The following is a 23,379-nucleotide window of genomic DNA, read 5'->3' as shown; positions in this document are numbered from 1 at the left end:
CCGCGCGGGGGGGCTTCAGGCGGCGGCCCCGGGGGCCATAACCCCCGCCCCGTGGGGGGGGCCCCCAGGTTGGGGTGGGCCCCACACTAAGCAACCGCCCCCCGGGTTTCCGGCCCGGGCCCCCCTTTTGCTTTGAGGCCTTTGGTTACTTCACCACCGCCTCGACCCACACGACAATCCGCTGCGCCAGGAAAGCCGTGGTCGATGGCGACAGCGCGTCACCCGCAATGACGTGGTTGTCGGGGTCGCCGGTATCGTCGACCGGCACCAATTCATGTGCGGCGCCCCAGCGAGCCGCGATTTCGCGGGTGCGATCTGGTCGTACCACCTTGTCCGAATCCGAAAAGATGAACAGGGCAGGGATGGACGTCTTCTCCACCGGCGCGCCGTAGGCAAGCTCTGTCAGCGCCGCCATCGGCAATGTCGCGGCGATCGGGTAGCGTTAGGTCCAGAACCTTTCATGCAGCGCGTTGCGTGGCACGAAGCTACGCTCCTTGCCGGCGACGAGCTCGACGATCTGTCTGCCCCACGGTAGGGTCAGCAATTCGGCGCCGGAAGCCTTGACGCCGAAATTCGGCGAGATGAATGCGATCGCCGCGACGCTGTTCGATGCGCTTGGCTGCGTCGCGGCCCACGCCGCCAGCGAGCCGCCGGTCGAGGTGGCTATGACGATCACCTTGTCGCCGATCGCTCGGCCGATAGCGAGCGCTTCCTCGTAGTCGTTGATCCAGGCACCGACGCTGCCTTGCGTCATCGCGGCGCCATCCTGTCCATGTCCCCTCAGGCGCGTGTAGAAAAGATTGGCGTCAAGCTGGTCGGCCACCTCGTCGGGCAATGGACGAATCTCGCCCTTCGACGCAGAAAAACCGTGGATGTAAACGATCGCGAATGGCGTCTTGGCATGGACCATCGGGTCGGCCCAGATGATTTCCTTGTCCAGCCCGTCGCGGATGCCGGGCACGGCCGCCTCCTGGCGCGCCAGATAGGCCTGCGGATCGTCGCCGATCACTGAGGGATCGAAACGGATTGTGGTTTCGACGAGGACGCGCGGACCAAGCGCCAAGGCCAGGACAAGGATGAGGACAAGCCCCAGCACCGCAAACATGATCCGTCGGCCCATCACGGATCCTATTCGACCGGTGGCTTGCGGTCGAAATTCAGCGGCCGCGCATTCCAGCGGGTGACCGTGCTGATCACCCATCGGCAGAACGGCCTCGGCAGTATCCTGAGCAGCTTCAGTGTCCAGCTCAGGCGGCGTGGGAAAGTGACTTCGAAGCCACCGCATTCGATGCCTCGCGCGATGCGGCGCGAGGCCAGATTGACCGGCATCAAGCCCGGCATCGGCAGGAAGTTCTTCTCGGTCAGCCGCGTGTCGACAAAGCCTGGATTCATCACCTGGATGCGGACGTTCATCTTGTCGAAATCATATTTCAGCGACTCGGCCAAGATATTGACTGCCGCCTTGGTGCCGCCATAGGCGGCGGTGGTGGGCCAGCCGAAATAGGCGGTGACCGAACCGATCAGCACGACATGGCCGCGCGAGCGCACGCGCATGCGTTCGATGACCGGCAGCAGGCCATTGATGATGCCGAAATAATTCACTTCGAAAGACCGACGGAAATTGCGCGCGACAAGATCCTCGCCCGGCGTTGCGATATAGCTTCCCGCGTTGAACACTGCCAACACGATCGGACCGAGATCTTTCTCGATCGCTGCAACCGTCTTTGCCATGCGTTTTTCGTCGGTCACGTCGCAGGGAAAGGCTACGACACGGCCCGCCATCTGCGCCGTTTCGACGATGAGCGTATCGATCGGATGGTCATCGGGCGCAGTCACTGCGACGACATAGCCCTGAGCGGCAAGATCCTTGGCCAGCGAACGGCCGATACCGCTGCTGCCGCCCGTAATCCAGGCGACGCCATGCTTCGGATTGGCCCGATAGAGTGTCATGCTGCGCCCCGCCGGCTCTTCTTAGCCTGTGCTCTAGCGGTGAAGAAATCGAATGAAAAGAGTGCTTTTCGGTACATGGTTGAAATGAATGCCGGCCGGGCGCTCCTGGCTGCAGCAATTGCAGTGTGCGAAATGCGACTGGACCAGGCAAATTCTTGCCTTGAAACCGAAGCGTCGGGTTTCTAGGGTTTCGCCGCACCCACAAAGGAATCTCCATGCCCCGTTCTGTGATCGACGTGATCGGCAACACGCCCCTGATCCGCCTCAACAAGGCCTCGGAAGCAACCGGCTGCGAGATTCTGGGCAAGGCCGAATTCATGAATCCCGGGCAGTCGGTCAAGGACCGCGCCGGCCTGTTCATAATCCGCGATGCGGAACAGCGCGGGCTGCTGCGGCCCGGCGGCGTCATCGTCGAAGGGACGGCCGGAAATACCGGCATCGGATTGACACTGGTTGCCAAGGCGCTCGGCTACCGCACGGTGATCGTCATTCCCGATACCCAGAGCCAGGAGAAGAAGGATACGATCAAACTGCTCGGCGCCGAGCTGATCGAAGTGCCAGCCGTGCCCTACAAGAACCCGAACAACTACGTGAAGCTGTCGGGCCGGCTGGCCGAGCAAATGGCGAAGACCGAGCCGAACGGCGCGATCTGGGCCAACCAGTTCGACAATGTCGCCAACCGCGACGGCCATATCCGCACCACAGCCGAAGAAATCTGGAACCAGACCGGCGGCAAGGTGGATGGTTTCGTGTCGGCGGTCGGTTCCGGCGGCACGCTGGCAGGCGTTGGCTTCGGGCTGAAGGCCAAGAACAGCCAGGTCAAGATCGCACTGGCCGATCCGCTGGGGGCTGCGCTCTATTCCTTCTACACCAGCGGCGAGTTGAAATCCGAGGGCAGTTCGATCACCGAAGGCATCGGGCAGGGGCGGATCACCGCCAACCTCCAAGGCTTTACACCCGATTTTGCCTTCCAGATCCCCGACGAGGACGCACTGCCGATCGTATTCGACCTGATCCAGGAGGAGGGACTTTGCGTTGGCGGTTCGACCGGTATCAACATTGCCGGCGCCATTCGCCTGGCGCGCGAGCTAGGCCCCGGCCAAACCATCGTGACCATGCTTTGCGACTACGGCACGCGCTATCAGTCGAAGCTGTTCAATCCTGAATTCCTGCGCGAAAAGAAGCTGCCGGTGCCGGGCTGGATGGAGCAACGGAGCACGATTTCGGTGCCGTTCGAAAGGGTCGCGTGATGGCGCACAAGACCGAAGCGCTGTTTCGTGACGACGCCTATCTGGGGACGGCCGACGCCACCGTCGTCGCAGTCAACGATCGCGGCGGCATCATTCTGGACCGGACCGTGTTTTACGCCACATCGGGCGGGCAGCCGGGCGACACTGGCAGCCTCGAACGCGCCGACGGCACCGGCATTGCGATTGCCGCTACGATCACCGGCGAAACCAAGGACGAGATCATCCATGTGCCGGCGCCGGAGCAGGCGGTTCCACGGTTGGGCGAGCGGATGAGGCTCGCCATCGACTGGCCGCGGCGGCAGCTGCTGATGCGGATGCACTCGGCCTGCCATCTGCTTACCGTCGTCTGTCCGTTCCCGATCACCGGTGCCGCGGTTTCCGAGGACGACAGCCGTATCGATTTCGACATCCCGGATGCCGGCTTCACCAAGGAAGACGTGACGGCCAGGCTGATGGAACTGGTGCGGGCCGACCACCCGATCTTCACCCGGCTGATCTCCGACGAGGAGCTGGCATCCAATCCAAGCCTGGTGAAATCCAAGAATGTGCGGCCGCCGGCCGGCACGGGAAAGATCAGGCTGGTCTGCATCGGCGAGAATGCTTCGGTCGACAGCCAGCCTTGCGGCGGTACCCATGTGAGGAGCACCGGCGAAATCGGCGAGATCCATATCGGCAAGATCGAGAAGAAGGGCCGCGAGAACCGGCGCTTCCGCATTCGCTTTGGCCCGATGCCGCCAGCCTGATATAGGACTGGGACAGGCGGGACAGGAGAGAAAAGATGGCCGACGACAGTCCTTTCACCATCGATGCCGATTGGTTGCAGAAGCGGCTCGGCGAGCCTGGGCTGACGATCGTCGACGCGTCCTGGTATCTGCCGGCGCAAAAGCGCGACGCGCGCGCCGAGTATGACGCAGCGCATATTCCAGGCGCCCGCTTCCTCGACCAGGATGCGGTTTCGGACCCCGACGCGGCTCTGCCTCACACGCTGCCGTCGCCGCAGCATTTTGCCCAATATGTCGGCGCGATGGGCATTTCGGCCGACGACACGATTGTTGTCTATGACGGGCCAGGGTTCTTTTCTGCACCGCGCGCCTGGTGGTTGTTTCGCGTTATGGGCGTGTTCCAGGTCTATATACTCGACGGCGGTTTCGATCGTTGGAAAGCCGCCGGACGGCCGGTGACGGCGGAGCCGACGAAGATCGCGCCTTGCGTGTTTTATGCCAACTTCGATGCCGCCCGCGTCGCCAGCCTTGCCGACATGCGCCGGATCGTCGAGACGGGGGAGAGCCAGATCGCCGACGCACGCTCGCCTGGCCGTTTTGCCGGCACCGAGCCGGAGCCGCGCCCCGGCATCCGCTCCGGCCACATGCCGGGCGCGCACAACGTGCCGTTTTCGGCGCTTTCGGAAAACGGCGAATTGCTGCCCAAGGACAGGCTGCGCAAAGTGATCGAGGAGGCCGGCATCGATCTGTCGAAGCCGGTCGTCACCTCCTGCGGTTCGGGGGTCACCGCGGCAGCCATCACGCTGGCCCTGGAGACGCTTGGCCATGCCGAAAACAGGCTTTACGACGGGTCATGGACGGAATGGGGTGGGCTTTCCGACACGCCCGTCGTGACGGGCAAGGACCGACGGTGATGAAAAACGGAGCGCTGGAAGACATCGACGTCACCGTGACGTTTCTCGAAATGCATGTGCCGCCTGCCTATTCGCCGCCGCTGCCGTACAACCGCCAGATCGCGCTGCTCAAGACCAAAGACATTCCGCTGCATTTCTACCGCTATTTGATGGATCGGGTCGGCCGCAAATGGCACTGGGTCAACGTGCTGAGACTGAATGACGAGGAGCTTGCGGCGGGCATCCACCGCGAGGACCGCGACATCAGGGTGCTTTATCTCGACGGCGCGCCGGCCGGCTTCTTCGACCTCAAGCCGCATCTGCCGGAGGAAGTGGAACTCGCTTATTTCGGCATGATGGAGCACGCGACCGGGCAAGGCATTGGCCGCTGGTTCCTCGGTGCGGCAATCGCCGCAGCCTGGGCGCACGGACCCAAGCGGGTGACGGTGCAGACCTGCACCCTTGATCACCCAGCAGCCTTGCCGCTTTATCAAAAACTCGGCTTCACGCCGGTGGCGCAAAAAAAGGAGGTCGTACATCCGATGCCTTTTGCCGAGCGCGCGGCCAGCGTCATGCGGCCCTGATTTTCAGGCTCGTTCATCCAAGCTTCAGCTAGTCTTTGCCATCTTGTCGGCATCACAATGCGGCCGAGGGCCGAAGGAGAAAAGACATGCTGACCCGACGCACATTTGCCGCCGTGCTGGTTGCGGCACTCGCCATGCCGACCCTTGCCGTTGCCCAGGCGACCACGCCTTCGGCCGCCACGATCGAGCGCCAGCTTGAAGCCGCGCCCCGGGTGAAGCTGCGCCCGAATCAGCGCGTCACCATCCGCGAATTCAAGAAGCGGCCGGACTTGCGGCGCATGGCCCGCTCTATCGATATCCAGTCGATCAATTTCGCCTTCGGCTCGGCTGCCATTTCCGAATCGCAATACGCCAAGATCGAAAACATCGCCGATGCACTTCAGCGCATTCTGCGGCGCGATCCGGGTGCCCGCGTGCTGATCGAAGGCCATACCGATGCTGTGGGCTCCTTCCAGTCGAATCAGATTTTGTCCGAACAACGTGCCGCCTCGCTGAAGCGCACCTTGCTGCGTGAATTCGGTGTGCCGGGCTATGCGCTCGAAACCGTCGGCTACGGCGAGGAGTTCCTGCTCGTGCAGACGCAGAATGAGAACTGGCGAAATCGCCGGGTGACGCTGCGCCGCTTCGACGACTTCATCCGTTAAAATGATCTAGCCGTTCAGGGTCTGGATCAATATTCAAAGGCGAGCCCGACTTGAATGAGCCGGGCTCTTTCCATATCGCTGTCGTCTAAAAACCGATGGTGATGGAGGATCGCACGATGGCAATTCGCGTGGTAATGGCCGGCGCGACCGGTTGGGTCGGCAAGGCGCTGGTTCCGGCGATCGGGGCGCAAGGTGACATGGCGCTGGCCGGGGCTGTGTCACGTAGCGGCGCGGGGCAGGATTCCGGCCTGCTGGTTGGCATGCCGGCTAATGGTATCTCCGTTTCGGCCTCGCTGGCCGAGGCGCTGGAGGCGCCGTCGGACGTACTGGTCGACTTCACCAAGCCACATGTCGTGAAAGACCATGTGCTGCTCGCCATCGACAAGGGACGGCACGCTGTGATCGGCACATCGGGACTGGGTGCTGCCGACTATGCCGACATCGACGCCGCGGCGCGCGCCCACGGCGTCGGCGTCGTTGCCGCCGGCAACTTTTCCATCACCGCTACGCTGATGAAGCGGTTTGCACTTATGGCGGCAAAATACGTGCCGGATGTCGAGGTCATCGATTATGCCAGTGCAAAGAAGCCCGACGCGCCCTCCGGTACCGCGCGGGAACTTGCTGAAGCGCTGGCCGACATCCGCAAGGCTTCGACGGCAAAGCCGGTCTCCGAGGTCTCCGGCGTGCCGGCTACACGCGGTGCTGCGGTCGGCACGGGCGAGGGTGTGCAAGTGCACGCCCTTCGCCTGCCGTCCTACATCCTGTCCTGCGAGGCGTTGTTCGGCCTGCCAGACGAGCGGCTGACTATCCGCCACGACGCCGGCTCGTCCGCGGCGCCTTACGTGGCGGGCACGCTGCTCGCCATCAGACGGGTACAGCAGATCAAGGGTCTGGTTCGCGGTCTCGACGCGCTGATGGACTGATCCATTTCGGCAGGAATCGGGTGGGAAGCTCTGTCTTGCGAGCATAATTTCCGGTCAACGACACCGGAGATTTAGCCATGACGCTGAAATTCAAAGCCTTGCCAACCGATGCGGTCCGCGCACTTCAGCGCGGCGGGCCTGATGCTTATGGCTTGAAGCCAGAGCGGAAGATTTCGGATGGCGACGGCGTGCCCTGCCGTCATTGCCTGAAGAATGTTGCTGCGGGAGAAGCCTATCTTGTTCTGGCCTATCGGCCTTTTCCGGAACTGCAGCCTTATGCCGAAACCGGGCCGATCTTTCTGCATGCGGAGGAATGCGAACGCGCCGCCGAGGGGAAAACGCCTCCCGATATGCTCGAAAGCGGCGAATACATCGTGCGCGGCTACGGCAAGGACGACCGCATCGTCTATGGCAGCGGCGGCGTCATTCCGACCGATGCCATCGCGGCACGGGCGGAGACGTTGTTCGAAAGCGACGACATTGCTTACGTCCACATCCGCTCGGCGCGCAACAATTGCTATCAGTGTCGGATAGACCGGGTGTAACCGGATAGGCTGCACCGGCTTGGGCTGTCGTACTCCCGTCGTATTCTTGCGATAGAGAGGGATGGTCGATCGATTTGCCGACCGCGGATGAACCGGCGGAAATCTCGACAACCGAGGAAGCGGGGCTTTGGCTCCGCTTTTTTGTTGTCGGGTTATTCCGCGCGCCCGACACTTTTCAGTTTTTCGACATAAGAAAAACCCGTCGGACGAAACCGACGGGCACTGGAGAGGCAGATTCGGACAGCTCAGGCCGCGAGAACGGCCTTCGGCTCGACCAGCTCATAGCCGAGTGCTTCGGCCACTGCGCGATTCGTGATCTTGCCCTTGTGGACGTTCAGCCCGTTGCGCAGATGGTGGTCGTCTACCAGCGCCTTGAGGCCCTTGTCGGCGAGCTGCAGGCCATAGTGCAGCGTCGCATTGTTGAGCGCGTGGGCCGATGTGACCGGCACCGCACCCGGCATGTTGGCGACGCAATAGTGGATGACGCCGTCGACCGCATAGGTCGGCTCGGCATGGGTGGTGGCGTGCGAGGTCTCGAAGCAGCCGCCCTGGTCGATGGCGACGTCGACCAGCACGGCGCCTTTCCTCATGCCCGAGAGCATTTCGCGCGTCACCAGCTTGGGCGCGGCTGCCCCCGGGATCAGCACGGCGCCGACGACGATGTCAGCCGAAAAACATTCTTCCTCCAGCGCCTCAACGGTCGAGTAGCGGGTGTGGACGCGGCCTCCAAAGATATCGTCGAGCTGACGCAGGCGCGGGATCGAGCGGTCGATGATGGTGACGTCGGCGCCAAGCCCGGCAGCCATCCGTGCAGCATGCAGGCCGACGACGCCGCCACCGAGCACAGTGACCTTGCCGGGCAGCACGCCGGGCACGCCGCCAAGCAGCACACCGCGGCCGCCATTGGCCTTTTGCAGCGCCGTGGCCCCCGCCTGGATCGACAGGCGGCCGGCAACTTCCGACATCGGTGCCAAGAGCGGCAGGCCGCCGCGCTCGTCGGTGACGGTCTCGTAAGCTATTGCGGTGACGCCGGAGGCCAGCAGGCCCTTGGTCTGCTCCGGATCCGGGGCGAGATGCAGATAGGTGTAGAGGATCTGGCCGTCGCGGAGCTGAACCCATTCGTTGGGCTGCGGCTCCTTGACCTTCACGATCATGTCCGACTTGGCAAACACGTCGGCGGCCGTCTTGGCGATCGTGGCGCCGGCGGCGCGGTACGCGTTGTCGTCGGCTCCGATGCCGGCGCCGGCGCCGGTCTCGATCAGCACTTCATGGCCATGCGCGACATATTCGCGGACCGAGCCCGGTGTCAGGCCGACGCGGTATTCATGGTTCTTGATTTCCCGGGGGCAACCGACGCGCATCTTTTTTCTCCTGATCCGGCCCTTTTAGGGCCTGTTCCCTGTCTAGAGATAGTGAACCACGAATCGTTCGGTAAGTGTTTGCGAATGCGCTTGCCTAAGAGACTACTGTTCGATAATCGTTGCGCGAAACAGTAGAATTATCGCAGGAACCCGCAAAAATGCCGCTCGACAGGATTGATATCGCCATTCTCGAGACATTGCAGAAGGATGGGCGGATACCCAATGCAGCGCTCGCCGAAAAGGTCGGCCTGTCGCAGTCGGCCTGTTCGCGGCGGCTGGACAATCTGGAGAAATCCGGAACCATCCGCGGCTATCACGCCCGGCTGTCCAACGCTGCACTTGGGCACCAGATGACGGCGATCGTGCATATATCGCTGTCCGGGCAATTCGAGAAGACGTTGTCGGATTTCGAAGCAGCGATAAAGCGCTGCCCGAACGTCCTGTCCTGCCATCTAATGTCGGGCGAGTATGATTACATCCTGCGCATCGCGGCGAAGGATCTCGTCGACTACGAACGCATCCACAAGGAGTGGCTTTCGGCAATGCCGCATGTGACGAAGATCAATTCGTCCTTTGCCTTGCGCGAAATCGTCGATCGCACGGCCGTTGGAATGAAGCCTGAGCTAGCCTAGGCCCCGAACTCGCCTAAGCCCCGAACTCGCCTAGGCCCCAAACTCGCCTAAACGTTGAATGACTCGGTCACCACACGGTCCATCGGAATATCGTGCGGCTGCGGGTAGATGGTCACGATGCGCTGCAACTCGTAGCCGACGCCGATGACCAGCGGCTTGAACGGCATCGCGGCAAGCGTGCGATCGAAGAAGCCGCCGCCATAGCCCAAGCGAAAATGTCCGGGATCGATGCCGACGATCGGCGAAATGACGATGTCGGGCAGTACCGGATCGCCCTCGGCCGGTATCGGGATATTCCAGACGCCCTTCTCCAGCCGGTCTCCGTGGGTATAGGCGCGAAAGACAAGCGGCCGGTCTTTCTCCACAACGACGGGCAACGCCGTTCGGCCACCCCGCGTGTTAACGGTTTCCATCCACGGGCGCAGGTCCGGCTCGCCGCGAAACGGCCAGTAGAGGCTGACCATGCTTCCGGCGATGTCGCCGATCACCGCGTCGAGACCCTCGGCAATGCGCTGCGACATGGCTGTGCGCATGTCGGCGGAAACGGCAAGGCGGGATGCGATCAACCGCTCGCGCTCGGCCTTGCGCCAGCGCCTGACATCGGTCCATTCGGATAGCGGCGCTTGGAACTCCGGATCGAGCTCGTGCATAAAACAAGGCGGCGAGGCGTACTGCCCTGAGCCTTCATCTTCATCCTTAGCCATGATTCACCTGCAATATACTGTTCCGACCAAGCCCTATCCGGGACGTAGGCTATATCCGGGAATGAGTCTGCAGCATGCGTATTCACGACATCAGGCGACGAGTCCCAGGCAGGTGCAGCGCAGGCATTGCTGCACTGCACAAGGATACTTACATCAGCCTTGGCGAGAGGGATGAGTGAGATGAACACAGCCAACCATCACGTCGTCGTCGTAGGCGCCGGATTCGGCGGCCTCGAATTCACCCGCGCACTTACTGGCGCGCCGGTGCGCATCACCATGATCGATAGGCGCAATCATCACCTCTTTCAGCCGCTACTCTACCAGGTGGCGACGACGGCGCTGGCAACCTCCGAAGTCGCCTGGCCGATCCGCCATCTCCTGCGCAAACGCAAGGACGTGACGACGCTGCTTGCGACCGTGACTGGCATCGACCGCACCGGCAAGCGCGTGCTGCTGCAGGATGGCGGAGCGGTCGCCTACGACACGCTGCTGCTGGCCACCGGTGCGCGGCACGCCTATTTCGGCCATGACGAATGGGAGCCGTTCGCGCCGGGCCTGAAGACGCTGGAGGACGCCACCACCATCCGACGGCGTATTCTTTTGGCTTTCGAGCAGGCCGAGCGGGAAACCGATCCCGCCAAGCGCCAGGCACTGCTGACGCTGGCGATCGTCGGCGGCGGGCCGACCGGCGTGGAATTGGCCGGCACGATTGCCGAACTGGCGCATGACACGCTGCGCGGCGAGTTCCGCAACATCGACACGCGCGAGACGCGTGTGGTGCTGATTGAGGCCGGCGACCGCGTTCTTGCCAATTTCGCGCCGGAGCTCTCCGTTTATGCAATGAAGGCGCTCGAACGACTCGGCGTGACCGTCGAACTCGGCCGGGCGGTTACACGCTGCGATGCTGAGGGTGTCGTCTTCGGCGACAGGCATTTGCCGGCCAGGACAATTCTTTGGGCGGCGGGCGTCGCCGCTTCGCCGGCCGCCGAATGGCTCGGCACGGCAGCGGACCGCGCGGGCAGGGTGCTTGTCGAGCCCGACCTCACTGTGCCGGGAAACCCGGAGATTTTCGTCATCGGTGACGCAGCACACGTCCTGCGGCCGGATGGCCGGCTGGTGCCGGGCGTCGCGCCCGCCGCAAAGCAGCAGGGACGGCACGTCGCCGCGACGATCAAGGCCAGGCTCGCCGGCGAAACAACGGTACGTCCGTTCCGCTACAGGCATGACGGCGATTTGGCGACGATCGGCAAGCGCGCCGCGGCCATCGATTTCGGCTGGATCAAGCTCACCGGCCGGCTTGCCTGGTGGCTATGGGGCTTGGCGCATATCTACTTCCTGATCGGCTTCCGTAACCGGCTTGCGGTTTCCCTGAGCTGGCTATGGATCTACTTCACCGGTCAGCGCAGCGCTCGGCTGATCACCCAGGGCGACGACGACAAGGGCTGATTGTTCGCTGCCGGACGTTCATCGGCGCGTCACCTCCTCTTGATGGAATCGACTTCTGGACTCGGCTGGATTTCGGCGCGAAGCTTTGCTTCGGGCAGGACTTGTCACGTCGTGGAAGAAAGAGAAACGAATGTCCCAATTGCGCCACCTCGTCTCACGCCGCGATTTCCTCGCCGGCGTCGCCACCGGCGGAGCGCTGATCATGCTGCACCCGTTCTCCGCCCGGGCTCAAGCCAATCAGGCGCATCTGAGGATTATGGAGACGACCGACATCCACGTGAACGTGCTTCCTTACGATTACTACGCCGACAAACCTAACGACACGATGGGGCTGTCGCGAACGGCATCATTGATTGAAGCCGTGCGCAAGGAAGCAACCAACGCGATGCTGATCGATAATGGCGACATTCTGCAAGGCAACCCGATGGGCGACTACTTCGCCTACGAGAGGGGCATGAAGGACGGCGATCTGCATCCGGTCATGAAGGGCATGAACCTGCTCGGCTACGAATGCTCGACGCTCGGCAATCACGAATTCAACTACGGCCTGTCGTTCATGGACAAGGTGCTGGCCGGAGCCAATTTCCCGTTCGTCTGCGCGAATTTGATCCGCGGCACGGAGCTTGCCGCGAACCCGCGCGAAGACAAGCTTTATCTCAAACCTTACGTCATCCTCGACAGGAAGATCAAAGACGGGTCGGGCGCCGAGCAGCCGATCAGGATCGGCATCATCGGCTTCGTGCCGCCGCAGATCATGGTCTGGGACCTGAAAAATCTCGAGGGCAGCGTCAAGACGCGCGACATCGTCGAGGCGGCCAAGGCGTGGGTGCCGCAGATGAAGGAAGAAGGCGCCGACATCATCATTGCGCTCTCCCATTCCGGCATCGACGCGAAGCAAGGCGACATGATGGAGAATGCCTCCTTCTTCGTTGCCGGTGTCGAAGGTATCGATGCGGTGTTCACGGGCCACCAGCATCTGGTCTTCCCTGGTAAGAAGGACTTTCAGTCGCTGGAGGCCGTCGATACGGCGAAAGGCACGTTGCAAGGCAAGCCCGCCGTCATGGCCGGCTTCTGGGGCTCGCATATGGGGCTGATCGATCTGTTGCTGGAGCGCGACGGATCGACATGGAAAATCGTCTCGGCGACCTCTGAGGCCAGGCCTATCTTTGAGCGGGCCGACAAGACGAACAAGCCGACCGTCGCTGACGACCAGCGCATCGTCGACGCGCTCAAACAGGACCACGAGGCGACGCTTGCCTATGTGCGTCGGCCGGTCGGCAAAACCTCGGCGCCGCTCTATTCCTATTTTGCGCTGGTCGCCGACGATCCATCGGTGCAGATCGTCAGCCAGGCGCAGACCTGGTACTTGAAGGACATCCTGAAGAACACCGAGTGGAAGGATATGCCGCTGCTGTCGGCGGCGGCACCGTTCAAGGCGGGCGGGCGCAACGGCGCAGACTATTACACCGACGTGCCGGTGGGCGATATCGCCATAAAGAACGTCGCCGACCTCTATCTCTATCCAAACACGGTGCGCGCCGTCGAAATCACGGGGGCAGAGGTGAAGGAATGGCTGGAAATGTCGGCCGGCATCTTCAACCGGATCGAGCCGGGCAAAGCTGACCAGGCGCTCATCAACACCGACTTCCCGTCTTATAATTTCGACGTGATCGACGGCGTCACCTACCGGATCGACCTGTCGCAGCCACCGAAATATGATTCGAAGGGCGGGCTGGTGAACGCCGGCTCGAACCGCATCATTGACTTGATGTTCGACGGCAAACCAATTGATCCCATGCGGAAATTCGTCGTCGCAACCAACAACTACCGGGCCGGCGGCGGCGGCAATTTCCCGGAGATCAATGCCTCGAAGATCATCTACGAAGCGCCCGACACCAACCGCGACGTGATCGTGCGCTATATCGTCAGCAAAGGCACCATCAACCCGTCGGCGGATGCCAACTGGTCGTTTGCGCCGCTGCCGGAAACCAGCGTCGTGTTCGAGACCGGCGCCAAGGCGAGAGAATTTATTGCGCAAGTGAAGTCGCTGAAGATCGAGCCGGCGGGCGAGGGCGAAGCGGGGTTTTCCAAATACCGCATCACTCTTTGAGGCGAGGATTTGAGCGTCGGCTCGAAACTGTCTCAGCGTTAAGATACTGTCCCGATACGGCCGATCCGTTTGAGGCAGGCAGCCTCTTCAGGCAGGTGGTGCGAAACGCCGCTTGACGGCAGGCATGACCAGATCCAGCGCATCCGTCGAAATCCCACCGGAATAATCGTCCGGCAGTTGGTCGATCGAGGCGGGGTCGTCGAGGCCTTGTGAAAAGCCGCCGCCGGAATAGGGACCGAGCAGGTAGACGCGGCTGCCGACGCTGTCCATACGGTCGAGAAAACGGGCGGGCCAGCCCCACATCCACTTTGCGACATTGACGGGGATGAGCAAGGTGCCCTGGCGGCAGGCATCCGGAACGTAGCCACTCCAGCCGAGCGCAGCATAGCGAAGAATGCAGCGCGTCAGGGATGCGCGGCTCAGCGTATGCATGTCCGGCAACGCTGCCTTCACTGCTTCTATAGGCCTGTCGCCGCCATAGACCGTCAGATTGGCGCGCTCGGCCGGCGTCAATATGGCGAGCCAGGCGGCCAGCATCTCGCCTTCCTTGGGATCGTTGCTTTTGATGTTGATATTGAAACGCCGGTTCGGGAAGCGCTGCAAGACTTCATCCAGCGACGGCATGATGCCGACACCCTTGCCGCGAAACGGAAAGGTCTTGCCGCCATCGGCAGTGTAGCCATAACCGATATCGAGCGTCTTCAATTCGGACATCGCATGGCGGCGCGTTTCTCCCTTGCCGTTGGTACGACAATCCAGCGTCCAGTCGTGGAAGACGGCGAACGTGCCGTCCGTAGTGGGATGGACATCGAGTTCGAGCGCGTCCGCACCGAGCGCGAAGGCGGCTTCCATCGAGGGAATCGTGTTTTCGAGGAAGGAATGGCGCGGCGTCAGCATGCGATCGGCCGTGCATGTTTCCGATCCGAGGTTCGTACGGTCGAAATCCTGAGCCAGGCCGCGATGGGCAAGCACCGAAGGGGTGCCGGCCGGCCGGCTCGACAGCAGCGAGGTGTTGTTGAGCCAGATGCCGCCTGCAGCGACAAGAATTGCAACGAGGGAGATCGTCCGTTTGCGCATGGTATGATTCCTGAAGCGGTCGTCGAAGCCGAGCGGGGTTATCTTTCCAAGCCGCCGGCAGCGGTATCGCCAGTTTGGCCAGCAAGCATTGCGGCAGACAGACCAAAGGCCGTTAAAATTCGGGAAGGGTCCCAGCAGGGCCGGAATCACTATGGTTGCAACCACCCATATGCGCTAGTTTTAGCCATGCGTTATGTCATCGTCATCACGGCCGTCACCTTTTTCCTGATCTGGGACGGCATTTACAACCAAGGCCGCTACCTCGACAGGACCATCAGGGAGGTGACGCGCGTCGTGCACTATGTAACCAGTATGGTGTAGTTTCTCTTCTTCGCCACGGTTCGCCGACGCGACATCCTGCCGATTGACGGCACGCTCCCGCTGACACAAAAGAACGCCGGTCCAACGGTCGAGGAGGCTGGGTTGATCCGGCATATCGTTTTCTTCAGCGCGCGGCGTAAAGTGGACGTCGAGGCAGTGCGTACGGGTCTGCTGGCGCTTGGCAAGATACCTCACTCGCGCCGTTTCGAGGTGACGCTCAACACCAAGGTCGATCCGCTCTCGGACGAAATCGATGTGGTCGTCTACGCCGAGTTCGAAGACGAGGCAGCGCTCGCCGCCTACAAGGCGCATCCGCTCTATGCAGAGACCACCAGCCGGGTAAAACCGCTGCGCGAATTGCGTTATTCGGCCGATATCGTCGCAAGTTGACCGCCCCCAAGGCAGATTTCACGTCGCGGAGCGGGGCCGCGCCGCAGCCCGATTCATTCCGTCTGAGCCGCGGAGGTCTCGGTCGGATCGACGCCCGGCCGCTTTGGCGCGTTCCAGATCAGCACGGCGATAACTGCTATCGCAATAACGGCCAGGGCAATGAAAAGGTCTCTTCCCCTGGCAATGAGCTAGGATGATTTTTGACGGCGGCAAGTCGGCTCCTCGCGGCCGGGCACTGCGATCGCCGCCGAGGTGCCGGCTAAGCCCTTGAACCATTTTCAGGAATGAGGCACACCGCGCGGGACATGACCGAGAACACCCCCGCAAGCCCTCATCCGCTCGATCACCTGGTGTTGCCGACCGCGAGCCTCGATGTTGCGCGGGCGCGCTTGACCTTGCTCGGCTTTACCGTTGCGCCGACGGGTATCCATCCCTTCGGAACGGAAAACTGTTGTGTCTTCCTCACCGACGGTACCTATCTCGAGCCGCTCGCGGTCGCCGACCGACAGGCCGTGGCAACGGCGATCGCGAACCGCAATGTCTTTGTCGCGCGGGATCACACCTATCGCGAAAGAAACGGTGATGAAGGATTTTCTGCCGTGGTGCTGGGCACCGAAAGCGCCGTCGCGGACCACGCGCGCTTCATCGAAGCCGGACTGTCGGCGGGAGACATGCTCAGCTTTTCGCGCGCCTTCGCTGATGCGACAGGAAAGAGCGACACCGCATCATTCAAGCTTGCCTTCGCGGCTCTAGGCAAGGCAACGGACGCTTTTCTCTTCGCCTGCGAACGGATCAATGCGCCGAAGGTCGACCGCACCGCTTTGCAGGCCCACGCTAATGGCGCAACCGGCATTGTCGAAGTCGTGGCAGTCAGCCGCGAACCTTCCGAACAAGGCCATGTGATTTCGATCGCAGCCGGGATGGAGGCGCAGAGCGGCACTGTCTATAAGCGGCCGAATGCCGCTGTGACCGTTCTGGATCCTGCAGCCTTTGCGGCACGCTTCGGCATTCCCGCCGGCGCGCCGTCTGAACTCCGCTTTGCTGGGATCGTCTTTTCGATTAGGCACTGCGACACCGTCGCAAAGCTGCTTGCAGCCAATTCCGTCAAACACGACATACGCGGCGGTGATATCATCGTGCCGCCGGCGCCAGGGCAGGGCGCGGCCTTCATTTTCCGGGAGATCGCATGAACAAGCTCAATCCTCTGATGCCAAATTCTCCCGTTGCGATCGGAAAGGTCATTTTCGGCAACAGCGCGCCCCTATCGCTGATCGCCGGTCCATGCCAGCTGGAATCGCGGCAGCACGCTTTCGACATGGCCGGTGCGCTGAAGGAATTGACCGAACGGCTCGGCATCGGGCTCGTCTACAAGACCAGCTACGACAAGGCCAATCGCACCTCGCTTGGCGGCACGCGCGGTGCGGGACTTGAAGCGGCAATGCCGATCTTCGACGATTTGCGCAAGAATTTTTCGCTGCCGATCCTGACCGACGTCCACACTGAGGAACAATGCGCGATCGTCGCGCCGCATGTCGACATTCTGCAGATTCCTGCCTTCCTCAGCCGGCAGACCGATTTGCTGATTGCTGCGGCAAGAACCGGCAAGGTGGTCAATGTAAAGAAGGGCCAATTCCTCGCGCCATGGGACATGAAGAACGTCGTCGCCAAGATCACCGGCTCCGGCAACGCCAATGTCTTGGTGACCGAGCGCGGCGCATCCTTTGGTTACAACACCTTGGTGTCCGACATGAGGGCGCTGCCGATCATGGCCGAGATCGGCGCGCCGGTCATTTTCGATGCCACTCATTCGGTGCAGCAGCCGGGCGGGCAGGGCGGTTCGTCTGGGGGCGACCGGCGCTTTGTCGAGACGCTGGCGCGCGCGGCTGTCGCGGTTGGCGTCGCCGGCGTCTTCATCGAGACGCACCAGGACCCCGACAACGCGCCTTCCGACGGCCCCAACATGGTGCCGCTAAAGGATCTTCCCGCATTGCTTGAACGGCTGATGGCGTTCGATCGCATCGCCAAGAGCGTGGGTTGAACCAGCAGTTGCGCCACAGCAGCGTCGCCAAGAAAACTTTGAAGAATTTCGAACCTGTCTGGAACCTTAGCCCGCGGCCCTCATTGTCAAAATCTAATGTCAACGACGACGAGGAGCACACCATGACGACCCAGACGGGACACACCGAAGCCATTGCCGCTTCGCGGGTTATCGGCACATCGGTCTACAACACGGAAGGCACTCATATCGGCGACATTGAGGACGTCATGCTCGACAAATTGTCGAACGGAATCATGTTCGCCGTGATCGGTTTTGGCGGATTTCTCGGCATTGGCGAGAAATACCACGCCATTCCGTGGGCGAGCCTTGATTATGATGAGAACAGGGGTGGCTATGTCGTGCCGTTCACCAAAGACCAGCTGATGGCCGCTCCTTCCTACTCGATCAACGAGCTGACCGGCGCCGACGGCGAGGCTGCACGTGACGCCTCATACAACTACTACAAGGTCGAGCCTTACTGGCACTGACTAAGTCTCCTGGAATCAAAAAGGCCCCCGGGAAATCGGGGGCCTTTCGATGTGGCGGGATGCTACTGCGCAATTTGCAGGGCCGGCAAAGGCGACGATCCCTGCGGGGGTTGCTGATTGTCGCACGACGTCAGGAACGCAGCCGCAATCAGGAACAAACTCACAATACCGCTCAACTGGGACATGGCGAAACTCCTCCTGTTTCGCCCCGCGCGACAACAGCCATAAACCAGAAACCGGCATGCCGCGCATGACAAATGATGACAGCGCTTTGTGCTTCGTGAATCCCAAGAGCGGCAATGGGCGCACGGGCAATATTTGCAAGTGCCCCGATTGCGTTTTGCAGCGCTTTGGCTAAGAGGTGCGCGACGCTTCAATCGATCAATCGGGGACATCGCAATGACGGCCATCATCGACATTGTCGGGCGTGAAATCCTGGACAGCCGCGGAAATCCGACCGTCGAGGTCGACGTCGTGCTCGAAGACGGCTCAATGGGCCGCGCCGCGGTGCCGTCCGGCGCATCGACCGGCGCGCATGAGGCGGTCGAACTGCGCGACGGCGGCCCCCGCTATCTCGGCAAGGGCGTGCTCAGGGCGGTTGAGGCAGTGAACGGCGAGCTGTTCGAGGCGATCGGCGGCATGGAGGCCGAGAATCAGATCCACATCGACCAAACCATGATCGAGCTCGATGGTACGCCCAACAAGAGCCGGCTCGGCGCCAATGCCATTCTCGGTGTGTCGCTGGCCGTGGCCAAGGCCGCGGCCGAAGCGGCCGGCCTGCCGCTCTACCGTTATGTCGGCGGCACCAAGGCGCATGTGCTGCCGGTGCCGATGATGAACATCATCAACGGCGGTGCGCATGCCGACAACCCGATCGATTTCCAGGAATTCATGATTCTGCCGATCGGCGCGCCGACGCTGCGCGATGGCGTGCGCTGGGGCTCGGAGATATTCCACACGCTGCGGAAGAGGCTGAAGGATGCCGGCCATAACACCAATGTCGGCGACGAGGGCGGCTTTGCCCCCAACCTGAAAAGCGCGCCGGCCGCGCTCGACTTCATCATGGAATCGATCGAGAAGGCCGGCTTCAGGCCAGGCGAGGAGGTCGCACTCGGACTCGACTGCGCGGCGACCGAGTTCTTCAAGGACGGCAACTACGTCTATGAAGGCGAGAAGAAGACCCGCGACCCGAAGGCGCAAGCCAAATATCTGGCCAAGCTCGCTGCCGACTACCCGATCATCACCATCGAGGACGGCCTGGCCGAGGACGACTGGGACGGCTGGAAAATGCTGACCGACCTCATCGGCAAGCAAACGCAGCTGGTTGGCGACGATCTGTTCGTCACCAACACGGCGCGGTTGCGCGACGGCATCCGCATGGGTGTCGCCAATTCGATCCTGGTCAAGGTCAACCAGATCGGCTCGCTTACCGAAACGCTCGACGCCGTCGAGACCGCGCACAAGGCCGGCTATACCGCGGTGATGTCGCACCGCTCGGGCGAGACCGAGGATTCGACCATCGCCGACCTCGCCGTTGCCACCAATTGCGGGCAGATCAAGACTGGCTCGCTGTCACGCTCGGACCGCATGGCCAAGTACAACCAGCTCATCCGCATCGAAGAGGAGCTCGGCAAGCAGGCGCGGTATGCCGGCAAGTCGATCGTTAAAAGCTGATTTTCGACAGAAAATCCGAGCGAGCGAGGGCGGGGAGATTCCCGCCCTTTTGCTTTCAGGGCTCCGAATCCAGCAATCCGTAACCGTCCATTAAGCACAATCGGGCGACAAAGGCGGCGCAGAGGATTCGGACCATGTGGACACGCCAGCACAAGCAAAGAAACACCGGCCGGCTGATCATCCCCTCGCTCTGCGTGGTGTTCCTGACCTATTTCGGCTTCCATGCCTATCATGGCGAGTTCGGCATCTATTCCAAGTATCGGCTCGAAGCCGAGACTGTCGCATTGCAGGGCAGGCTTGATGCCGTCAAGGCACGCCGGATCGACCTGGAGCGCCGCGTCCAGCTGATGCATGAGGGCACGCTCGAGAAGGACATGCTGGACGAGCAGGCGCGCAAGGCGCTCAATCTGTCCCATGCCGACGAGATCACCATCATGCTGCCGGTCGCAAGATAACGCAATTTCAGTTAATCGGCGATATTTGCAATGATTTTAGGCGCTTAGATGCATGACAGCCATGCGTTTTCGGCATGGCGAAAGCCTTCCCTGCATGTTAGCCTGCCTCAAATCGGTGGGAGAACTGATCTCCCTCGCTGTCCGCCAAGAGACGCCAACAGGGAGTGATGCATGGCCACCGCCGCCAGAAAAGCGCCTGCCAAATCCAAATCCGACGGCAAAACGATGGGCCTTTCCACCCCAAAGCCTGTTGAATTCACCAAAGACCAGGAGCTTGCCGCCTACCGGCACATGCTGCTCATCCGCCGCTTCGAGGAAAAGGCCGGCCAGCTTTACGGCATGGGCTTCATCGGCGGTTTCTGCCATCTCTACATCGGCCAGGAGGCGGTCGTTACCGGCATGAAGATGGCGCTGATCGATGGCGACCAGATGATCACCGCCTATCGCGACCATGGCCATATGCTGGCCATGGAGTTGTCGCCGCGCGGCGTCATGGCCGAACTGACCGGGCGCCGTAGCGGCCTGTCGAGAGGCAAGGGCGGCTCCATGCACATGTTCTCCAAGGAGAAGCATTTTTACGGCGGCCACGGCATCGTCGGCGCGCAAGTGTCGCTCGGCACCGGCATTGCCTTCGCCAACCGCTATCGCGGCAACAACAATATGACGCTGACCTATTTCGGCGATGGCGCCGCGAATCAGGGCCAGGTCTACGAAAGCTTCAATATGGCCTCGCTATGGAAGCTTCCGGTGGTCTACATCATCGAGAACAACCGCTACGCCATGGGCACCTCGGTCTCGCGCTCGTCGGCCGAGACGGATTTTTCGCATCGCGGCGCCTCCTTCAAGATTCCAGGCATCCAGGTCGACGGCATGGATGTGCGCGCCGTCAAGGCCGCCGGCGACCTCGCCGCCGAATGGTGCCGCGCCGGCAACGGGCCGCTCATTCTCGAAATGCAGACCTACCGCTACCGCGGCCATTCGATGTCGGATCCAGCAAAATACCGCTCCAAGGAAGAAGTGCAGAAAATGCGCTCCGAACGTGACCCGATCGAACAGGTCAAGGCACGGTTGCTCGACAAGAAATGGGCAAGCGAGGACGAGCTCAAGGCCATCGACAAGGAAGTCCGCGACGTTGTCGCCGACGCTGCAGAATTTGCCCAGAACGACGCGGAGCCGGATCCGTCCGAGCTCTGGACCGATATCGTACTTTAACGAGAGGGCAAGGACATGCCGATCGAAATTCTCATGCCCGCCCTCTCGCCGACCATGGAAGAGGGTAATGTTTCCAAGTGGTTGAAGAAAGAAGGCGACAAAGTCGCAGCCGGTGACGCCATTGCCGAGATCGAAACCGACAAGGCAACGATGGAAGTCGAAGCCGTCGATGAAGGCACACTTGCCAAGATCGTGGTTCCTGCCGGCACCGAAGGCGTCAAGGTCAACACGCTGATCGCTGTGCTGGCCCTCGATGGCGAAGACATCGACGAGGCGGGCGAAGGCATTGGCGAGGAGGCTGTCGAGTCGCAAGCGGCAGCGCCCGCGGCTGCTCCGGCCCCCGCGGCTGCTCCGGCCCCCGCTGCTGCTCCGGCCAAGAGCGAAGCGGCAACACCTGTTGCCGCCGCGCCCAAGCTGGAAATTGCCGCCGATCCGGACATCCCGGCCGGCACCGAAATGGTCTCGACCACGGTGCGTGAAGCGTTGCGCGACGCAATGGCGGAGGAAATGCGCCGCGACGGCGACGTCTTCGTCATGGGCGAGGAAGTCGCCGAGTACCAGGGCGCCTACAAGATCACACAAGGCCTGTTGCAGGAATTCGGTCCGAGACGCGTGGTCGACACGCCGATCACCGAGCACGGCTTTGCCGGCGTTGGTGTTGGCGCGGCGATGGCCGGCCTGAAGCCGATCGTCGAATTCATGACCTTCAACTTCGCCATGCAGGCGATCGACCAGATCATCAATTCAGCCGCCAAGACGCTCTACATGTCCGGCGGCCAGATGGGCGCCCCGATCGTCTTTCGCGGCCCGAACGGCGCTGCTGCCCGCGTCGCCGCGCAGCATTCGCAGTGCTATGCCGCCTGGTACAGCCATATTCCTGGATTGAAGGTGGTGATGCCTTATACCGCCGCCGACGCCAAGGGTCTGCTCAAGGCGGCGATCCGCGATCCGAACCCGGTCATCTTCCTCGAAAACGAAATCCTTTACGGCCACTCCTTCGACGTGCCGAAGATGGACGATTTCGTGTTGCCGATCGGCAAGGCGCGCATTCACAAATCCGGCAAGGACGTGACCATCGTCTCGTTCGGCATCGGCATGACCTACGCGATCAAGGCGGAGGCGGAGTTGCGCGGCATGGGCATCGATGCCGAGATCATCGACTTGCGCACTATCCGCCCGCTCGACTTCGACACGATCATCGCCTCGGTCAAAAAGACCAATCGCCTGGTGGTGGTCGAGGAAGGCTTTCCGCAGAACTCGGTCGGCGACCATATCGCCAATCAGGTCTCACAGCGCGCCTTCGATTTCCTCGACGCACCGGTCATTACCATTGCCGGCAAGGACGTGCCGATGCCCTATGCGGCGAACCTCGAAAAGCTGGCGCTGCCCAATGTCGGCGAGGTCGTCGAGGCGGTCAAAGCCGTCACGTATCGCTGAGCAGGGCGGGAGGACAAAATGCCGATCAACATCACCATGCCGGCGCTGTCGCCCACGATGGAAGAGGGCAATCTTTCCAAGTGGTTGGTCAAGGAAGGCGACAAGGTTTCGCCGGGCGACGTGATTGCCGAAATCGAGACCGACAAGGCAACGATGGAAGTCGAAGCCGTCGACGAAGGCACGGTTGCCAAGCTGGTGGTTCCGGCCGGCACTGAAGGCGTCAAGGTCAATGCGCTGATCGCGGTGCTGGCGGCGGAGGGCGAGGATGCTGCTTCTGCCGCCAAAAGCGGTGATGGCGCTGCGCCGGCAAAGGCTGAGGCGAAGCAGGAAAAAGCGCCAATCTCCCCACCCGTGGGGGAGATGTCGACGAAGTCGACAGAGGGGGGCGCTGTCCCTCCTGCCGCAGGGAGCGAGGCGCCCCCCCCAGGGCGGGCGGCCCAAACCCCCCCCCCGGGGGGGGGAAATCCAAAACCCCACCCCCCCCCAGTAGCCACCCCCCCGGCCCCCCCCCACCCCCAACCAA

Annotated in this window: 24 protein-coding genes and 1 pseudogene; 20 read left to right on the top strand and 5 right to left on the bottom strand. The window is 61.8% G+C overall.

Features of this window, described 5'->3' with window-relative positions:
• Positions 1–145 precede the first annotated feature (145 nt).
• Together NKH29_RS30950 and NKH29_RS30945 are read right to left on the bottom strand one after the other, a co-directional pair.
• Positions 146–1,120: pseudogene (locus NKH29_RS30950) on the bottom strand (alpha/beta hydrolase).
• A gap of 8 nt (positions 1,121–1,128) precedes the next feature.
• Positions 1,129–1,950: an SDR family oxidoreductase gene (locus NKH29_RS30945; protein ID WP_352482520.1), complete on the bottom strand. Its 822-nt coding sequence runs from the start codon at positions 1,948–1,950 to the stop codon at positions 1,129–1,131.
• A gap of 215 nt (positions 1,951–2,165) precedes the next feature.
• Between NKH29_RS30945 and NKH29_RS30940 the strand changes: the two genes are divergently transcribed.
• The 7 genes from NKH29_RS30940 (at position 2,166) to NKH29_RS30910 (ending at position 7,511) form a co-directional block, all read left to right on the top strand.
• Positions 2,166–3,200 carry a cysteine synthase A gene (locus tag NKH29_RS30940; RefSeq protein ID WP_023717544.1) on the top strand — a complete coding sequence of 345 codons (1,035 nt, stop codon included), beginning with the start codon at positions 2,166–2,168 and terminating at the stop codon, positions 3,198–3,200.
• On the top strand, positions 3,200–3,943 hold the full coding sequence (locus NKH29_RS30935; RefSeq protein ID WP_023717545.1) for an alanyl-tRNA editing protein: 744 nt from the start codon (positions 3,200–3,202) through the stop codon (positions 3,941–3,943). The genes NKH29_RS30940 and NKH29_RS30935 overlap by 1 nt, the downstream gene beginning before the upstream one ends.
• Before the next feature lie 35 nt (positions 3,944–3,978).
• A complete protein-coding gene (sseA, locus tag NKH29_RS30930; protein ID WP_023717546.1) occupies positions 3,979–4,836 on the top strand; it encodes a 3-mercaptopyruvate sulfurtransferase in 858 nt (285 codons plus the stop codon).
• Positions 4,836–5,399, top strand: coding sequence for a GNAT family N-acetyltransferase (locus NKH29_RS30925; RefSeq protein WP_023717547.1), 564 nt, complete (start codon positions 4,836–4,838; stop codon positions 5,397–5,399). Before sseA ends, NKH29_RS30925 begins: the two co-directional genes overlap by 1 nt.
• A gap of 86 nt (positions 5,400–5,485) precedes the next feature.
• A complete protein-coding gene (locus NKH29_RS30920) occupies positions 5,486–6,043 on the top strand; it encodes an OmpA family protein (RefSeq protein ID WP_352789938.1) in 558 nt (185 codons plus the stop codon).
• Positions 6,044–6,159: 116 nt separating this feature from the next.
• Positions 6,160–6,966 (top strand): 4-hydroxy-tetrahydrodipicolinate reductase, encoded by an 807-nt coding sequence (gene dapB, locus NKH29_RS30915; RefSeq protein ID WP_352496512.1) that lies wholly within the window; start codon positions 6,160–6,162, stop codon positions 6,964–6,966.
• Positions 6,967–7,043: 77 nt separating this feature from the next.
• Positions 7,044–7,511: a DUF1203 domain-containing protein gene (locus tag NKH29_RS30910; protein WP_352496511.1), complete on the top strand. Its 468-nt coding sequence runs from the start codon at positions 7,044–7,046 to the stop codon at positions 7,509–7,511.
• 245 nt (positions 7,512–7,756) lie between these two features.
• On the opposite strand, the gene ald is transcribed toward NKH29_RS30910, so the two are convergent.
• Positions 7,757–8,872, bottom strand: coding sequence for an alanine dehydrogenase (ald, locus tag NKH29_RS30905; protein ID WP_352496510.1), 1,116 nt, complete (start codon positions 8,870–8,872; stop codon positions 7,757–7,759).
• A gap of 158 nt (positions 8,873–9,030) precedes the next feature.
• On the opposite strand from ald, the gene NKH29_RS30900 reads away from it, so the two are divergent.
• A complete protein-coding gene (locus NKH29_RS30900) occupies positions 9,031–9,504 on the top strand; it encodes an Lrp/AsnC family transcriptional regulator (RefSeq protein ID WP_023675099.1) in 474 nt (157 codons plus the stop codon).
• Between the two features lie 47 nt (positions 9,505–9,551).
• Here NKH29_RS30900 and NKH29_RS30895 read toward each other — a convergent pair whose 3' ends face one another.
• Positions 9,552–10,208, bottom strand: a complete 657-nt coding sequence (locus NKH29_RS30895; protein WP_352496509.1) for a 5-formyltetrahydrofolate cyclo-ligase — start codon at positions 10,206–10,208, stop codon at positions 9,552–9,554.
• Positions 10,209–10,388: 180 nt separating this feature from the next.
• Here NKH29_RS30895 and NKH29_RS30890 point away from each other — a divergent pair, with 180 nt between their 5' ends.
• Positions 10,389–11,654, top strand: a complete 1,266-nt coding sequence (locus NKH29_RS30890; protein ID WP_352496508.1) for an NAD(P)/FAD-dependent oxidoreductase — start codon at positions 10,389–10,391, stop codon at positions 11,652–11,654.
• Positions 11,655–11,784: 130 nt separating this feature from the next.
• Complete coding sequence (locus tag NKH29_RS30885) at positions 11,785–13,764, top strand: bifunctional 2',3'-cyclic-nucleotide 2'-phosphodiesterase/3'-nucleotidase (RefSeq protein WP_353001277.1); 1,980 nt, start codon at positions 11,785–11,787, stop codon at positions 13,762–13,764.
• 87 nt (positions 13,765–13,851) lie between these two features.
• On the opposite strand, the gene NKH29_RS30880 is transcribed toward NKH29_RS30885, so the two are convergent.
• On the bottom strand, positions 13,852–14,841 hold the full coding sequence (locus NKH29_RS30880) for a glycerophosphodiester phosphodiesterase family protein (RefSeq protein WP_352482530.1): 990 nt from the start codon (positions 14,839–14,841) through the stop codon (positions 13,852–13,854).
• Positions 14,842–15,027: 186 nt separating this feature from the next.
• Between NKH29_RS30880 and NKH29_RS30875 the strand changes: the two genes are divergently transcribed.
• From NKH29_RS30875 to NKH29_RS30830, 10 genes are all read left to right on the top strand, one after another.
• Positions 15,028–15,162: a hypothetical protein gene (locus NKH29_RS30875; RefSeq protein WP_352482532.1), complete on the top strand. Its 135-nt coding sequence runs from the start codon at positions 15,028–15,030 to the stop codon at positions 15,160–15,162.
• A 102-nt stretch (positions 15,163–15,264) separates the two neighbouring features.
• Positions 15,265–15,552, top strand: a complete 288-nt coding sequence (locus tag NKH29_RS30870) for a Dabb family protein (RefSeq protein ID WP_023717556.1) — start codon at positions 15,265–15,267, stop codon at positions 15,550–15,552.
• 305 nt (positions 15,553–15,857) lie between these two features.
• Entirely contained in the window at positions 15,858–16,742 is an 885-nt protein-coding gene (locus tag NKH29_RS30865; protein ID WP_352482533.1) for a VOC family protein, read from the top strand.
• A complete protein-coding gene (kdsA, locus tag NKH29_RS30860) occupies positions 16,739–17,590 on the top strand; it encodes a 3-deoxy-8-phosphooctulonate synthase (protein ID WP_352482534.1) in 852 nt (283 codons plus the stop codon). Before NKH29_RS30865 ends, kdsA begins: the two co-directional genes overlap by 4 nt.
• Before the next feature lie 122 nt (positions 17,591–17,712).
• The gene (locus tag NKH29_RS30855) at positions 17,713–18,078 is read left to right on the top strand and encodes a PRC-barrel domain-containing protein (RefSeq protein WP_023717559.1); all 366 of its coding nucleotides are present in this window, start codon (positions 17,713–17,715) and stop codon (positions 18,076–18,078) included.
• Positions 18,079–18,477: 399 nt separating this feature from the next.
• Complete coding sequence (eno, locus tag NKH29_RS30850) at positions 18,478–19,752, top strand: phosphopyruvate hydratase (RefSeq protein ID WP_023717560.1); 1,275 nt, start codon at positions 18,478–18,480, stop codon at positions 19,750–19,752.
• A gap of 134 nt (positions 19,753–19,886) precedes the next feature.
• Positions 19,887–20,207 (top strand): FtsB family cell division protein, encoded by a 321-nt coding sequence (locus NKH29_RS30845; RefSeq protein ID WP_352482536.1) that lies wholly within the window; start codon positions 19,887–19,889, stop codon positions 20,205–20,207.
• A 171-nt stretch (positions 20,208–20,378) separates the two neighbouring features.
• Positions 20,379–21,419: a pyruvate dehydrogenase (acetyl-transferring) E1 component subunit alpha gene (gene pdhA, locus NKH29_RS30840; RefSeq protein ID WP_502895946.1), complete on the top strand. Its 1,041-nt coding sequence runs from the start codon at positions 20,379–20,381 to the stop codon at positions 21,417–21,419.
• A gap of 15 nt (positions 21,420–21,434) precedes the next feature.
• Entirely contained in the window at positions 21,435–22,856 is a 1,422-nt protein-coding gene (locus NKH29_RS30835; RefSeq protein WP_352482537.1) for a pyruvate dehydrogenase complex E1 component subunit beta, read from the top strand.
• Positions 22,857–22,874: 18 nt separating this feature from the next.
• Positions 22,875–23,379 (top strand): biotin/lipoyl-containing protein (locus tag NKH29_RS30830; protein ID WP_353001276.1); only part of this gene is annotated, 505 nt, incomplete at its 3' end.

It is taken from the genome of Mesorhizobium sp. M1295 (assembly GCF_040318135.1).
Classification (GTDB): Bacteria; Pseudomonadota; Alphaproteobacteria; order Rhizobiales; family Rhizobiaceae; genus Mesorhizobium.
This window is presented reverse-complemented; position numbering and strand designations above follow the sequence as displayed.

What these genes read in the sequence shown, in the direction of transcription:
- NKH29_RS30945 (WP_352482520.1), bottom strand. Translation starts at nt 1,950, where the DNA reads ATGACACTCTATCGGGCCAATCCGAAGCATGGCGTCGCCTGGATTACG.
- NKH29_RS30940 (WP_023717544.1), top strand. Translation starts at nt 2,166, where the DNA reads ATGCCCCGTTCTGTGATCGACGTGATCGGCAACACGCCCCTGATCCGC.
- NKH29_RS30935 (WP_023717545.1), top strand. Translation starts at nt 3,200, where the DNA reads ATGGCGCACAAGACCGAAGCGCTGTTTCGTGACGACGCCTATCTGGGG.
- sseA (WP_023717546.1), top strand. Translation starts at nt 3,979, where the DNA reads ATGGCCGACGACAGTCCTTTCACCATCGATGCCGATTGGTTGCAGAAG.
- NKH29_RS30925 (WP_023717547.1), top strand. Translation starts at nt 4,836, where the DNA reads ATGAAAAACGGAGCGCTGGAAGACATCGACGTCACCGTGACGTTTCTC.
- NKH29_RS30920 (WP_352789938.1), top strand. Translation starts at nt 5,486, where the DNA reads ATGCTGACCCGACGCACATTTGCCGCCGTGCTGGTTGCGGCACTCGCC.
- dapB (WP_352496512.1), top strand. Translation starts at nt 6,160, where the DNA reads ATGGCAATTCGCGTGGTAATGGCCGGCGCGACCGGTTGGGTCGGCAAG.
- NKH29_RS30910 (WP_352496511.1), top strand. Translation starts at nt 7,044, where the DNA reads ATGACGCTGAAATTCAAAGCCTTGCCAACCGATGCGGTCCGCGCACTT.
- ald (WP_352496510.1), bottom strand. Translation starts at nt 8,872, where the DNA reads ATGCGCGTCGGTTGCCCCCGGGAAATCAAGAACCATGAATACCGCGTC.
- NKH29_RS30900 (WP_023675099.1), top strand. Translation starts at nt 9,031, where the DNA reads ATGCCGCTCGACAGGATTGATATCGCCATTCTCGAGACATTGCAGAAG.
- NKH29_RS30895 (WP_352496509.1), bottom strand. Translation starts at nt 10,208, where the DNA reads ATGGCTAAGGATGAAGATGAAGGCTCAGGGCAGTACGCCTCGCCGCCT.
- NKH29_RS30890 (WP_352496508.1), top strand. Translation starts at nt 10,389, where the DNA reads ATGAACACAGCCAACCATCACGTCGTCGTCGTAGGCGCCGGATTCGGC.
- NKH29_RS30885 (WP_353001277.1), top strand. Translation starts at nt 11,785, where the DNA reads ATGTCCCAATTGCGCCACCTCGTCTCACGCCGCGATTTCCTCGCCGGC.
- NKH29_RS30880 (WP_352482530.1), bottom strand. Translation starts at nt 14,841, where the DNA reads ATGCGCAAACGGACGATCTCCCTCGTTGCAATTCTTGTCGCTGCAGGC.
- NKH29_RS30875 (WP_352482532.1), top strand. Translation starts at nt 15,028, where the DNA reads ATGCGTTATGTCATCGTCATCACGGCCGTCACCTTTTTCCTGATCTGG.
- NKH29_RS30865 (WP_352482533.1), top strand. Translation starts at nt 15,858, where the DNA reads ATGACCGAGAACACCCCCGCAAGCCCTCATCCGCTCGATCACCTGGTG.
- kdsA (WP_352482534.1), top strand. Translation starts at nt 16,739, where the DNA reads ATGAACAAGCTCAATCCTCTGATGCCAAATTCTCCCGTTGCGATCGGA.
- NKH29_RS30855 (WP_023717559.1), top strand. Translation starts at nt 17,713, where the DNA reads ATGACGACCCAGACGGGACACACCGAAGCCATTGCCGCTTCGCGGGTT.
- eno (WP_023717560.1), top strand. Translation starts at nt 18,478, where the DNA reads ATGACGGCCATCATCGACATTGTCGGGCGTGAAATCCTGGACAGCCGC.
- NKH29_RS30845 (WP_352482536.1), top strand. Translation starts at nt 19,887, where the DNA reads ATGTGGACACGCCAGCACAAGCAAAGAAACACCGGCCGGCTGATCATC.
- pdhA (WP_502895946.1), top strand. Translation starts at nt 20,379, where the DNA reads ATGGCCACCGCCGCCAGAAAAGCGCCTGCCAAATCCAAATCCGACGGC.
- NKH29_RS30835 (WP_352482537.1), top strand. Translation starts at nt 21,435, where the DNA reads ATGCCGATCGAAATTCTCATGCCCGCCCTCTCGCCGACCATGGAAGAG.